The organism is Pseudomonas sp. FW305-3-2-15-C-LB1, assembly GCF_058787615.1.
Genome location: NZ_JBYSZX010000022.1, coordinates 41,366 through 54,727, shown reverse-complemented (window position 1 = coordinate 54,727; position 13,362 = coordinate 41,366). Strand labels below are relative to the sequence as shown.

Here is a 13,362-nt window from a genome sequence, read left to right as displayed (position 1 = left end):
CGGGAATAATTTAATGCACGGGGTCGTTTATTTAAGGCGATGGGGATGTGACAAAACCGATACCGACGAAATTTCTACATCCGACACTTCATGATTTCGCTCGCTCGTTCGTCTTATTAACCAAGAGCGCTCATTTTTTCCTGATCAGGCTCTGATAAGGAGTTTTTGCATGTACAACCCGCAAGTGCCCACGGATGGACATTCACACGCGGCCGACGCCAGTTTCGGCAGCGGCCCGCAAGCGTTCGGCAAAACGCCCGAACAGCAAGGCAACCAGCGTATCCGCCATCTGCTCAAGTGTTTTGGCCTGCGTACCAGCCTGATCCGGCTGAAGGTCATCGACGCCCTGCTCACCGCCGCCGACAACCAGCGCACCCTTGGCGTACGCGGCGTGCACAGCCACTTGCTGGAGCTGGGCATTCCGTTGTCGTTTCTCAGCGTGCGCGAGGTACTCAAGCGCCTGTGCAGCGAAGGTGTGATCACCCTCAATGCGGACAAAAGCTACAGCCTCCATGAAGAGGCTGCCAAGGTACTCGAAGGCCGCGCCTGATCGCCGTTAAAGCTTGACCTTGCGGCGCATGATGCCGTTGATCACCACCACGACCACTGCGACGGCAATGGCGATGGTCTGGAATGTCTTCTCGCTGATGACCCCGGTGTTCTGCAAATAGGACAGGCCAAACATCGTCGCCAGTACGGCCAGGGCAATCAGAATCGAATATTTCAAACGCTGTTTTTGGGTCATCAGGGGGGTCCTGTATCTGGGAGTGGAACGGGATCAATAGGCGCTCATGTTACAGGTGATGAAACGCTTTGGCTCGTCTGGCGCACGCTGCGATAAACCCAGCCCGAGTAAGCAGAAAATATTCCCTGACAGTGCAATGCTGACGCTGTCGTCGGTACGGAACTGACTGCACTTGACCAGCCCGCCTACTCCCCGCCTACATCCGATCTTACAAAACCTGGTACCCGCAGCCGGAACGCGAACGGACGTTTTCAGCACACAGCGGTGCGCCATGGGAAAAGGGAACCTCCCGTTGACAGGCGCTTGTTCTCAGTACGTCTGAATAGGTACCCAACAATGACCCAACTACATACTCGCTCGCCTCAGCAGTCATACACGTATCAACCGCCCCACCCTAACGGTCCATCTCTATCCACCCTCCGAGACACCGCCAGCGCACACCTCGATTCGGCAGCAGGCCCCACTCCCCAGCCACAAACAGACAATTGCCCAGACAGCGGTGACTTCAAGCAACAGCTCGCAGATCAGAAGAACTTCAGGACCCTGGCACGCAAACTCAATGAGCTGGCGGCGCAACTGGGTGAAGCGGCCACCCCGCTGGCTGTCCTCACGGCACTCAAGTCCACGTCGATGGAAGTCGCGCCGGGCTCATCTTCCTCTGAGGAAGCCGGCAGAACCACCACACTGGAGAACTACATCACCTCCAACGGCCTCCCCGTACCGGACAGCCACTATTCCTTGATCGCCCTGGCCAGAGCCCTGATCGACAGAGCTCTGGAACACCCCCTTGGCAATTTTGGTGGTGCGTTGAGCTGGCCTATTCCCTTGAGCACAGTTGATCAAGGGCGCCTGCGTAAGTTCGCCATGAACTACGAACATCATCTCGGTGACAAGCCCTTGGTCATGGGAGTGAAGGGGGGGTTGCTGGAGTTTTTGCGTTACAAGGCCCCCCTTCCCGAGGGAGTCCTGAGTGATCCCATCCAAGTGGGGGAAATGCTGATGGGTACTGCCGAGGGGTTATTGATGGCTGAAACCCTGTGCAAGCAAATGAATTGGGTTGCCACCCGCGAAAGCGCGTACGAATGCCTCAAGACAGCAATAATTCTGCAAATGGACCCGGAGTGCTTGACCGAGCCTAACCCTAATAAAGTGGCCGGTTTTGATTTGTCCAACAAAACCCATTGGGGCAAGCCTTTATCGATGATTGTAGACGGCTTGAGTACGCACCTGAGCAAATCAGGTAGAACCTCCGCCGAGATGTCCAAAACAGGTGCACACCTGTTGCTTTTAATGAAGCACCCCGAACTCTTGATCAAAGACGTTCCCGACGCTGTGGTGTACGCCAGCGCCGCCTGGGTCAGGCTGCGGACCGCGGCAGCATCGATAGAGGCCAAGACGCCAGGAAAAGTGCAAAACATGACCTTTAACCAAGTCATGGCTGAAGCTGAAACTGCCGCCCTTTACAATCCGCAGGCCACTCAACGTGCGCAGATCGCTGCCCTGCGAGTATGGGGGCTGGTCAATGGCGTTCTTTCTCCGGAGCAGGCCGGACGTTACAACGCAGCCGACATCGAGGTGGTCAGAAACGCGTTCAACCAACAGGCCATTGAGCAGATTGACGCCTCCAGCCTGATCCAATCCGAAATGCCCAGCCGCAGGGATATCGCCCTCGCTCGCCTCAAGGAGCGGTTTGGCGAAAGCGTTCCGTTTGAAGAAAAGTTGCTGAAGGTCCATGACACCAAGCAACCTTCAATTCAACCGGTCTACGACCCGAATCGCGCGCCTGCGGGCATGATGTCGCTCCTGGACATTGCAATGAGTGGATTGGACAACTACGAATGGGTGAGCCAAGACCCGCGCATCAATGCCGCACTGGAAGGCAAGTCGCTCAATTTGGGAGTCAATGCCGAATTCAACAGCCAACTTGCACAGGCCATCAGCGACAAGAAAAAAGGCATCGGCGTAGCGATCAAACATATGATCGCCCAGCTTCCACTGGCTGACAGGCAGAACCTCGAGTACGGGCAGCTTGAGTTCTATCAGCTCAATACCTATCGCCTGGGCCTCGGTTTCACCGACAGAACCCTCCACCATAAAAATGAAAAGCTCTACGTCAAGGCCACTGGCGCGAATGGCACCACCACGTATGAGGTGGACCTGAGCAAGCATTCCATCACGCAGGTCAGTAACAGTGTCCTGACCTGCGAGCGTGAGCGCGATGCCAATCGGGTCTATCCGATCGAGAAATTCACACCCGTTGCCAATGCCGACTTCAGCCAGAACACACAAGCCGGATCAGCGCAGCCTACCCCCTCCACCTTCACAAGCGCTCGAACCCAGGCCATTGCAGATACCTTTGTGAAACACCTTCACATTGATAATCGGGACGTCATCAAGCAAGCCAAGGGCGTCACCAGCTTCGATAAGCAGATGGATGCCGAATGGGCCTTGACCAACTTTTTCCTGGATTTGATCCCTCTCAGATCGGCGATTTGCAATTTCAAGGAGGGTCAATACATCGACGGCGCCACAGACCTGTTCCTGGACGTCTTCAGTTTTGTCACTGCCGGTGCAGCGGCCGCAGCGAAAGTCGCCAAGGTTGGTACCAAAGCCATCACCATGACGAAGAAGGCGCTGCAATGCTCGAGAATCATCGGAACCACCGTTATCAGTGAGTTCAACCCGTTGAATGGTGTAGGTGATTTGTTGCTCGGGGGCACCCGCCTCGCAAGCAAAGGCATTACTAAAGCCAAGATTGCGGCAGGCTTGACTCCGCCGCCTTACGGTGATGTCACATGGGGGACCTTAAAGGTCGGGGAGCAAACCCTGGAGACCAGCAGCATTATTCATAATGGGCAACGGTACGCCTATGACCCGGTCACGATGAAGCCTTACGGCCCGCCACTGAAGGATTTCAGCGTGCAGGACACCTTGAATCCTAACTCTCCCACAACACACAGAAAACCCAACAAAAGTCATCGATTCAACCCCTTGAATACCGACGCTCGTCCGTTACACATCAAAAAGCCATTACCCGAGGGCGACTACGTAGAAAGCTTGCAAGGCAAGTTGGAGCTTGACCATTTCGAACCGGATACCATAGAAGCAACCATGAACAAGTTCAAACAAGAAATGAACGCATTTTATGACGCCCTGCCCCCTATAAACAAGCTGGAGCGTCCTCTTATCCCATCGGTGCCCAAATCCGTCAGCGTGCCAACACTGTTTGAAAAGGCGTTCAAAACCTCTAACGGCATAGTGTTGGGGGAAAAGCACTCACAGATGGCGAGTTTCAAGGTGCTTTTCGCTAACGTGGAAACGTTAAAGAACCAAGGCGTCAAGAAAGTGTATTTCGAAGGGCTTATCGATACGCCGAAAGGCCTGCGGGATGACGGTATAGGTGTACTGGGTGAACAAGGGCGTCGAACTAATCCGACGCTCGAGGAACTACTCGGAAAGCTTGAGGCCAATGGCATAGAAGTCATGCCCATTGATCACTGCTTCCTCACGCGACACAAAGACCAGCCCCATAAAAAGCGTACAACAACGGGCGAAAGCTCGCAACGCCGCCTCAGGGAGTGCAACTACTACGCCTCGGAAACCATCCAGGCGACTTCAGGAACTGAAAAATGGGTCGCACTGGTTGGGTGCGCCCATATGAACACTTGCGAAAATGTACCAGGCCTGGCTGAGTTGACACACAGCATCGGCATCTACGTGGCTAACGCAGATAACGTCAAAGGGCAGGTCGGCAAGCAGTTAATTGGCCGGCCTCAAGACCCTACAAAACCGGTAGGCTGGGGAGGCGGCATTCCGGGTGATCTGCATATTTTTGTAGAACGCTGACCTTACTTGCTGCTCTCCCGCAAACAACGGCCCGGGGATGTATCCGGGCCGTTGTTTGCCCTATCAGCCAGCACGCACCCACCGCTGGTGCAGCCACCGCGCCAAGGCATCCAGCGCAAAGCCCAACAAGCCGATCAACACCACCATCGCCATCAGCTCCGAATAAGCCAGCCGATCACGGGTATCGAGGATGTAATACCCAAGCCCCGCACTGACTCCCAACATCTCGCACGGCACCAGCACGATCCACAGAATGCCGATGGCCAGGCGCACGCCCGTCAGCACATGCCCCACCACGCCGGGAATGATCACCCGGCGCAAGGTCTCCCAGCGGGTCGCGCTCAAACTGGCGCTCAACTGCAACCAGCGTGGGTCGAGCTGACGCACCCCGGCGGCGGTGTTGAGCATGATCGGCCATACGGCAGCAAAGGCCAGCAGGAAATAGATCGGCTGGTCGCCTACCCCCATCAGCATCACCACGATGGGCATCCACGACAGCGGCGAGATCATGCGCAGGAACTGGAACGCCGGCGTGGTCGCCGCCTCCAGGTTGCGCGAACTGCCCACCAGCAATCCCAGCGGCACGCCGACCAGCAAGGCCAGGAGCAACCCAACGAAAATACGCTTGAGGCTCACGGCGATGTGCAGGTACAACTCCCCGCGCCCGAGCAATTCCCACAGGCTGGCGGCCGTGGCGGCCAGGGAAAAGCGTGCCGACAAGCCGTCCGCCGCGCCAAACACTTTCACCCCCAGCCACCAGAGCAACAGCAACCCCGCCAAGCCACTCAACCCGAGCAACCAGCCCGGGATTTCCCGTTTGTTCAAACGCCAATCTCCTCATGCCGCTCAAACCCATCAGGCAAACCAAAGGCCTTCATGCCGCCCACGGACTCAATGGCGTTGCGCACGAAACGGTCGTCTACCAGGTCCTTGGCGACAAACGCCGGGTCCAGGTCGGCGAGGAATTTCTTGTCGCCCTCGATCAGCGTGTCCTTCAGGCGGCGCACCAGTTCCTCGGTGTAGCTGGGGAATGGGTAGGGCTGGAAATCGATGCGGTGCTCATCCCAACTCCCATGCTGGATCGCGCCGTCGGCCAGGTAGGCCACACGGTCGGCCGCGGCGGGCGCCAGCACTTTGCTCAACACCGGCTCGGCATGCGGGGTATAGCGGTTAGGGCCGTCCTTGGACAGCAGCTTCACCGCCGCTTCGCGGTTGTCGCGGGTCCACACCTGCGCCTTGACGATGGCATTCACCACCTTCTGCGACCACTCCGGGCGGCTGGTCAGGTCGTGCTCGTGCATGAACACCACGCAGCATGCGTGGTTGCGCCACACGTCACCGGTGAAGCGCTGCACGCGACCGACCTTGAGGTTTTCCGCCAGGGCGTTGAACGGCTCGGCGACGATATAGCCATCGATACGCTTGCTGGCCAGCGCCGGTGGCATGTCCGACGGTGGCAGCACGATGAGGTTGACCTCATTGGTCGCAATCGCACTGCCCGCCGCCCGCGCCACCGGCGTGAGGCCGTTGTCGCGGAACAGTTGCTGCACTACTACGTTATGGATCGAATACCAGAACGGGATCGCCACCGACTTGCCGCCCAATTGCTTCACATCGGTGATGCCCGGCGCCACGGTCAGGCCCGAGCCACCCACATGGTTCCACGCCACCACTTTGGCCGGCACCTTGCTGCCATAGCGTGCCCACACGGTCATTGGCGACAGCAGGTGAATCACGTTGACCTGGCCCGAAATGAACGCCTCGATCACCTGCGCCCAACTGCGCAGCAGCACCGGGCGCTCGGCCTTGATGCCTTCGGCTTCGAACAGGCCATTGTTATGCGCCACCAGCAACGGCGTGGCGTCAGTGATCGGCAAGTAGCCAATGCGCACGGGTGCGTCCGGCTCGCTGGCAGCGCGGGCCTGCAGACTGCTCAGCAGCGGCAAGGCGCCGGCGGCACTGAGCACGGCGGAGAGTTTGAGAAAGTCGCGACGCGAGTGGGTCAGGTCATCCAGGCACATGGGCAGGCTCCAGCAGGTCAAGGGGGTTGGGTTGAGGGCGGCTCGCCTGCCGTAGGGTTTTGAGGATATCGATGCGCAGCGCGCCGATGGCTTCCACCTGTTCTTCGCGCGGTTGCGGCAGGTCGATCAGCCACTCGCCCAACGTCCGCGCCGGGCGGTTGCCCAGTAGCAGGATGCGGTCCGACAGCAGCAGCGCTTCATCAATGTCATGGGTGATCAACACGGCCGCCGAGCCCTGCTCGCGGTTGACCTTGAGCAGCAGGTGCTGCATGTCGGCGCGGGTCACCTCGTCGAGGGCACCGAACGGCTCATCCAGCAACAGCACTTGGGGCTGGCGCGCCAGGCAACGGGCCAGCGCCGTACGCTGGGCCATGCCGCCGGAAAGCTGCGCCGGGAAGTGCTGGCGCGCATGCTCCAGGCCAACGGCGGCGATGGCGTGGTCGACACGCTGGCGGCGTTCCTCAACGCTCAAGTGTGGCTGGCGGGCGAAGTCCAGGCCGAAGGCGACGTTCTTTTCCAGGCTCAGCCAGGGCAGCAGGCTGGGGTCCTGAAACGCCACCGCAACACGCGGGTGAGGGCCATCCACAGGTTCACCGAGCACCCGCACACTGCCGCTCTGCGGCGCCTGCAAACCGGCAAGCACCCGCAGCAGGCTGGACTTGCCTACCCCGCTGGGACCGAGGATCGACACCACTTCGCCGGGCTGCAGTTGCAGGTCAAAGCCCTGCAACACTGGCCCGCCGGCGTACCCCAGGCAAATCCCCTGGGCGTTCAATACCGCGTTCGTCATAGATTGGCCTGGCGCTGTAACTCGGTGCGCAATTGCACCAGGCTCGGGGTCACGATCGGCACGAACGCCGACTCACGCCAGCGCCGCGCAAAACCGCTGCCGTGTGCGGTGAGGTAGGCCTTGCCGCCGCTGGCCTGCAACTCCAGTTGCACAGCATGGGCGGCCGTTTCGGCCAGGGCGATGCGCAGCTTGAACAACGCTGCCGGCTCGGCCGCAAAGCGCCCGGCCAACAGGCCGTTCTTCAGGTCGCTGACCAGGTGATCCAAAGTCCCGCGCAGCGTCTCCAGCTCTTCGCGCAACACCGTACGGGTCGCGCCCAGGTGGTTGGCCACTTCCGCCAGGGAGCGCCGGGCCAGGCCGATGGACATGCCACACTGCAACCCAAGGAACGCCGGGCGCACCGCAGGTAAAAACTTGCGTGCATCCTCATGCAGCAACCAGTCGCGACTCAGCGCCACGCCTTCGAGCCCCAGGGCCGCCGTGTTGCTGGACTGCAACCCCAGCAGTTCCAGGTCGCGGGAGCGCTGCAAGCCGGCCACCGCATCCGGAATCGCCAGGATAAACGGCGCACCACCCCCGGCATGCTCGATGGCAGCCGCAGCGACAAAACCGCTTTTGCGCAGGTTGGTGACCCAATGCAGCCGACCGTTGAGGGTCCAGCCGTCGTCGGTAGGCTCGGCGCTGATCTGCAGGGCTTCAATACCCGACAAGAACTTCATCGCATTGGACAGCCCCGTGGCCCCCGCCAACTTGCCGCTGAGCAGGTCCGGCAAGAGTCGCTCACGCAGTTGCGCATTCGGGCTTTGCAGCAAATATTCGATAAACGAACGCTGGCCCCAGCACACAAACGCCGCCGCCAGGGAATGGCTGGCAACATTGGCGATAGCCTCCACCCCACCGGCCACATCCCCACCCAGGCCACCAAGCTGAGCCGGCACGCCGATACGCAATACATTGGCCTCTGCCAGCCGTGGCAGCACTTCCTGTGGATCGCAACTGCCCACGTCCAGGGCCTGCGCTTGAACATCGAGCCAACGGCTCAAGATTGGGTCAAGCATTCATGTTTCTCCTTTTCACAGCGGGTGGGTCATCTTCAGCTTGCGGGTTTTTCCCAGCGGTATTGCGCCAGCTCCGGGTTCAACGGGGTGCGCGCAAACACGTTAGCGAAGTTGCACAGGGTTGCCAGGCTCACGCCCAAAATAACTTCCAGCGCCTGGCCCTGGGTATAACCGGCGGCCAGGAACGCATCAAAACCGGCATCGCTGACATCGCCACGGCTGGCGATCACTTCGCGGGTAAACGCAGCCAGGGTTTCATAGCGGGCATTGGGCAGCTCACCGCGTTGGCGCAGGGCGTCGATGACTTCTTCCGGCAATTTGGCTTTGTTGCGTGCCACGGCAGTATGGCCGGCCACACAGAAATCGCAGCCGTGGGTGGTGGCCGCAATCAACTGCACCACTTCGCGATCGGCCAGGCTGAGTTCGGCCTTGGCGTTCAGCCCGGACACGGTAATATAGGTCTCCAGCGCCGCCGGAGCGTTGGCCAGTACCGCCAACAGGTTGGGGATGAAACCCGAGCCTTTCAGCGCGTTTTCCAGGAAGGGCTTGGCCGCGTCCGGCGCGGTTTCAGGGGTAAGCAGGGGTACACGGGACATGGAGTGGTCTCCTGATGGGTTCGTGTATCCAGTCTGTTGGTTATAAGAAATCGTCTCAATAGGCTAAAGTAGCGATTACTTGCTCTTGAGTCTTTCCATTAGATGAATTCGTCCAGTGCACTTGTCGATTGGTTATTAGACAGCCTCGAACTCGACACCAGCCTGTTCCATGTGGGCCGCTACTGCGGCGACTGGCATGCGAGCACCCACGGCCTGGCGAGCGCCAGTTTCCACCTGATTGTGCAGGGTCAGTGCTGGCTGCATATCGAGGGCGACGCCACGCCGCATCGGCTGGATAACGGCGACGCGGTGTTCCTGTTGCGCGACCTGGAATATCGGCTGTCCGGTGAGCCCACCGCCGCCGGCGCCCAGGAATGCCCCCGTGTACCGATGGAGCCCCTGGACAGCGCCGCCAGCGATGGCGTCGGCCTGGTCTGCGGGTTCTTTCACTTCCAGTCCGGCCTGTCGGCGATGATCGTCGACACCCTGCCCGCCTGGATCATCCTGCGCGCAGGCGACCCTTCGTTGACCGCCGCGCGCAACCTGTTCGACCTGATCCTGCAAGAGTGCGAGCGCGTGCCTGCGCCCTCCTCTGCCTTGCTTGAGCGGCTGTGCCACCTGTTGTTCCTGTATGTCCTGCGCCAACAAGTGCTGGACAACCGTGAACTCGGCGGCCTGGCGGCGCTGGCCCGGCAACCGGCGTTCGCCAACTTGCTGGAGCAGTTGATCGCCCAGCCCGCCGAGGCCTGGACCCTGGAAAGCATGGCCGCGTGCACCGGGTTGTCGCGCTCGGCGTTTTTCAAGCGTTTCAATGAACTGTGCGGGCAGTCGCCAGGGCAAGTGCTGCTGATGATGCGCATGCGCCATGCCTGCCAACTGTTCAAGCAGGACCAGACGGTGGCAGACGTCTCGCTGGCCGTGGGGTATCAGTCGGTGGCAGCGTTCACCCGGGCGTTTCACAAGGTCACCGGGCAACAGCCTGGGGCGTATCGCAAGGCCCAGACCTAGCGCTGCAAACCGGTGTCGGGCCGGGCGCAGAGTTCGACCAGCCAGTCCACGAACACCCGCACACGCTGGGACAGTTGACGGTGCGGCGGATATAGCGCCGACAGGGCCATTTTCGGCACCGCCAGGCTAGGCAATACCTGCACCAGGGTGCCCTCGGCCAATTGGCGCATCGCATGGTAACCGGGTGCCTGGATCAAGCCGAACCCGGCTTCACAGGCCGCGAAATAGCCATCGGAACTGTTCACCGCCAAGCCTTTTGACAGGTTGACCGTGCGCAATTGGCCGTCGACCTCAAACTCCAGGCCAAAGCGTTTGCCCGTGACGCTGGAGACATACTCGACCATCTGATGGTTGGCCAGGTCCTGAAACGATGCAGGCATCCCTCTGCGCGCCAGATACCCCGGGCTCGCCAACGTCAATTGATCCATCATCGCCAGAGGCCGTGCCACCAGCGACTCATCCAGGGCCAAACCACCACGCAGCACGCAATCCACGCCTTCACGGATCAAGTCCACCGGGCGGTCGTTCAGGCTGATCTCCAGTTCGATCTGGGGGTAGCGGGCGGTGAATGCCGGCAATGCAGGGATCACGATCAAGCGCCCTATTCCTGACGGCATGTCTACGCACAGGGTGCCGCGTGGATTCTGGCGCCGGGTGGAAAACACCGCCTCGGTTTCCTCAAGGTCCGACAGCAACTGCACACAGCGTTGGTAGTACGCCGCGCCATCCAGCGTCGGGCTGACTTGCCGCGTGGTGCGCTGCAACAGTTGCACGCCCAGGTGCGCCTCCAATTGCTTGATCAACACCGTCACCGAGGCGCGGGGCAATTGCAGGCTGTCGGCGGCCTTGGCAAAACCGCGCAATTCGACGATCCGGGTGAACACGCGCATCGCGTTGAAACGGTCCAAGGGGCGGTTCCTTGCGCTGATTATTCAGATATTACGAATAGTGTTAGTGCTTTTAGCCGGTTTATCCCGGTTTTGTCGAGCGTGACAATGCAGGCCTTCCCACCCAAGGAGCACAACCCATGCATACCCGCACACTCGGCACCCACGGCCCACTCGTCTCAGCCATCGGCCTCGGCTGCATGGGCATGAGCGATTTCTACACCCCCGGCAGCGACACCCGCGAAGCCACGGCAACCCTGCACCGCGCGTTGGAGTTGGGCATCAACCTCCTCGACACCGCCGATATCTATGGTCCGCACACCAACGAAGCACTGATCGGCAAGGCCATCGTCGGCAAGCGCGACCAGGTGTTCCTGGCCAGCAAGTTCGGCATCGTGCGTGACCCGGCCAACCCCGCCGTGCGGGGTGTGAACGGCCGCCCTGAATACATCCGCAAGGCCATCGACGGCACGCTGCAACGACTTGGCGTAGAAACCCTCGACCTGTATTACCAACACCGTATCGACCCGGAGGTCGCCATCGAAGAAACCGTCGGCGCCATGGCCGAGCTGGTGCAACAGGGCAAGGTGCGTTACCTGGGGCTGAGCGAAGCCTCCGCCGCCACCCTGGAGCGCGCCCACAAGGTGCACCCGATCAGCGCCCTGCAAAGCGAATACTCGCTGTGGAGCCGCGACCAGGAACACAACGGCTGCCTCGCTGCCTGCCAGCGCCTGGGCATCGCCTTTGTGCCCTACAGCCCGCTGGGCCGTGGCTTTCTGACCGGCGCGCTGCAAAGCCCGGACGACTTCGGCGCCGATGACTACCGCCGCTTCAGCCCACGCTTCCAGGGCGAGAACTTCGGCAAGAACCTCGAACTGGTGAAAAACGTGCAGGCACTGGCCGCCGACAAGGGTATCAGCGCCGGGCAACTGGCGTTGGCGTGGGTGCTGGCGCAGGGTGATTTCATCATCCCGATTCCCGGCACCAAGCAGCGCAAATACCTGGAGGAGAATGTCGCCGCGCTGTCGGTCAGCCTCAGCCCGGGCGAACTGGCGGCGCTGGAGGCCATCTTCCCTGCCGAGGCGCCCGCCGGCTTGCGCTACCCCGAGGCCGTCATGGCTATGCTGGATATCTGAATAAATACCGCGTCGGTCACCGGCGCGGTATTTTCTTGCACCATCGTACCTAAAGCTCTGTCCTGCCAAGCCGATAGCCCTACGAAGCTCTAACAAAGCCGCGTCGACAATAAACGCTTCGTAAGGACGACCCCATGCCCCCACTGCGCTCCATCCAAGCCCGCTATACCCTGTTCCTGGTGCTGTTCGTCCTGGTGTTATTTGTGTTGACCGTGGTGGGTATCGGCCAGTTGGTCGCGCCCAAGCTACAGCACACCGAAGAGCAGGTGGTGCTCAACCGTGTCGCCGAGGTCGCCGAGCAGATCCAGGGCGAACTCAACAAGGTCCAGTCCCAGCAACGCAGCATCACCCAGACCATTCCATTGCTCGACAGCGATGCCATCGACAAAGTCCTGCCGGGCCTGGTCGACCAGTATGGCGAGTTGAAAGTCTTCGGCGGCGGCATCTGGCCGCTGCCCAACCAGCGCACCCCGGGGCGCAACAAGCACAGCACGTTCTGGCACCGCGATGCATCGGGCAAGCTGACCGTGAACACCTTCTGGAACAGCGACCCGGCGCCCAACTATTACGACCAGAGCTGGTACAAGGGCGGCCTCGCTTCGCCACGCGGTCAATGTGCCTGGGCCGCCGCCTACAAGGACGACGCCAGCCAGGAGCCGCGCACCAACTGCGCCATGGCAATCCAGCGCGACGGCGTGCCTTATGGCGTCGCCACCATCGACGTGACCCTGGGCTTCTTCAATGACCTGGTGGCCAGCAAAGAGAAAGACATCGGCGGGCAAATGCTGATCGTTGAAGGCGACGGCAAGATCATCAGCAACAGCTCGCGCATCAGCGGCCCGGTGGTGTTGAAAAACATCAGCGAACTCACCGGCACTTCCGCGTTTGCCGCCCAGGTCAGCAAAGCCCTGGCCCATCGCGACCAGGCCCTGCAACGCAATGAGTTCGACAACCAGGGCGTGGCCAGCACCTTCTACATGCGCCCTATCGAGGGCACCCCGTGGTTCCTAGCCACCGCCCTGCCCACCTCGCTGATCACCGCCCAGCGCAATGACGTGCTCGGCAGCCTGGCGCTGTTGCAGATCCCCATGGTGTTGTTGCTGGTGCTGCTCGCGGTATATGCGATCCGCCAACTGGTGCAGCGCATGAAGTCGCTGAAAACCAATATCGACGCACTCTCCGCCGGCGACGCCGACCTCACGCGACGCATCACCATCCGTGCCGAAGACGAACTGGGCGCCATCGGCCATTCGGTTAACCGCTTTATCGTCTACC

General features: G+C 60.5%; 11 protein-coding genes and 1 pseudogene. 5 read left to right on the top strand and 7 right to left on the bottom strand.

All coding sequences use genetic code 11. From position 1 onward, the window contains the following. The first annotated feature begins 169 nt into the window (after positions 1-169). Positions 170-550 carry a fe2+ zn2+ uptake regulation protein gene (locus AC3WP7_RS27580; protein ID WP_093121115.1) on the top strand — a complete coding sequence of 127 codons (381 nt, stop codon included), beginning with the start codon at positions 170-172 and terminating at the stop codon, positions 548-550. 6 nt (positions 551-556) lie between these two features. On the opposite strand, the gene AC3WP7_RS27575 is transcribed toward AC3WP7_RS27580, so the two are convergent. Further along, positions 557-745: a hypothetical protein gene (locus AC3WP7_RS27575; protein WP_010210250.1), complete on the bottom strand. Its 189-nt coding sequence runs from the start codon at positions 743-745 to the stop codon at positions 557-559. A gap of 336 nt (positions 746-1,081) precedes the next feature. On the opposite strand from AC3WP7_RS27575, the gene AC3WP7_RS27570 reads away from it, so the two are divergent. Further along, entirely contained in the window at positions 1,082-4,591 is a 3,510-nt protein-coding gene (locus AC3WP7_RS27570; protein ID WP_102592918.1) for a membrane-targeted effector domain-containing toxin, read from the top strand. Positions 4,592-4,654: 63 nt separating this feature from the next. On the opposite strand, the gene AC3WP7_RS27565 is transcribed toward AC3WP7_RS27570, so the two are convergent. The 5 genes from AC3WP7_RS27565 to AC3WP7_RS27545 are packed head-to-tail and all read right to left on the bottom strand — an operon-like array spanning position 4,655 to position 9,056. Beyond that, positions 4,655-5,401 (bottom strand): ABC transporter permease, encoded by a 747-nt coding sequence (locus tag AC3WP7_RS27565; RefSeq protein ID WP_172963352.1) that lies wholly within the window; start codon positions 5,399-5,401, stop codon positions 4,655-4,657. A gap of 11 nt (positions 5,402-5,412) precedes the next feature. After that, entirely contained in the window at positions 5,413-6,612 is a 1,200-nt protein-coding gene (locus AC3WP7_RS27560; RefSeq protein ID WP_102592919.1) for an ABC transporter substrate-binding protein, read from the bottom strand. Beyond that, a complete protein-coding gene (locus tag AC3WP7_RS27555) occupies positions 6,599-7,402 on the bottom strand; it encodes an ABC transporter ATP-binding protein (protein WP_092243861.1) in 804 nt (267 codons plus the stop codon). The genes AC3WP7_RS27560 and AC3WP7_RS27555 overlap by 14 nt, the downstream gene beginning before the upstream one ends. Beyond that, on the bottom strand, positions 7,399-8,460 hold the full coding sequence (locus AC3WP7_RS27550) for an acyl-CoA dehydrogenase family protein (RefSeq protein ID WP_102592920.1): 1,062 nt from the start codon (positions 8,458-8,460) through the stop codon (positions 7,399-7,401). Before AC3WP7_RS27550 ends, AC3WP7_RS27555 begins: the two co-directional genes overlap by 4 nt. 35 nt (positions 8,461-8,495) lie before the next feature. Continuing rightward, the gene (locus AC3WP7_RS27545) at positions 8,496-9,056 is read right to left on the bottom strand and encodes a carboxymuconolactone decarboxylase family protein (RefSeq protein ID WP_092243867.1); all 561 of its coding nucleotides are present in this window, start codon (positions 9,054-9,056) and stop codon (positions 8,496-8,498) included. A 102-nt stretch (positions 9,057-9,158) separates the two neighbouring features. Between AC3WP7_RS27545 and AC3WP7_RS27540 the strand changes: the two genes are divergently transcribed. After that, entirely contained in the window at positions 9,159-10,064 is a 906-nt protein-coding gene (locus AC3WP7_RS27540) for an AraC family transcriptional regulator (RefSeq protein WP_093513312.1), read from the top strand. Here AC3WP7_RS27540 and AC3WP7_RS27535 read toward each other — a convergent pair. Next, on the bottom strand, positions 10,061-10,972 hold the full coding sequence (locus AC3WP7_RS27535) for a LysR family transcriptional regulator (protein WP_093513313.1): 912 nt from the start codon (positions 10,970-10,972) through the stop codon (positions 10,061-10,063). The two genes, AC3WP7_RS27540 and AC3WP7_RS27535, sit on opposite strands and share 4 nt — an antisense overlap. A 119-nt stretch (positions 10,973-11,091) precedes the next feature. On the opposite strand from AC3WP7_RS27535, the gene AC3WP7_RS27530 reads away from it, so the two are divergent. Both AC3WP7_RS27530 and AC3WP7_RS27525 read left to right on the top strand, forming a co-directional pair. Continuing rightward, positions 11,092-12,087, top strand: coding sequence for an aldo/keto reductase (locus tag AC3WP7_RS27530; protein ID WP_071488175.1), 996 nt, complete (start codon positions 11,092-11,094; stop codon positions 12,085-12,087). Between the two features lie 134 nt (positions 12,088-12,221). Then, positions 12,222-13,355: pseudogene (locus tag AC3WP7_RS27525) on the top strand (HAMP domain-containing protein); the annotation flags it as partial. Positions 13,356-13,362 lie beyond the last annotated feature (7 nt).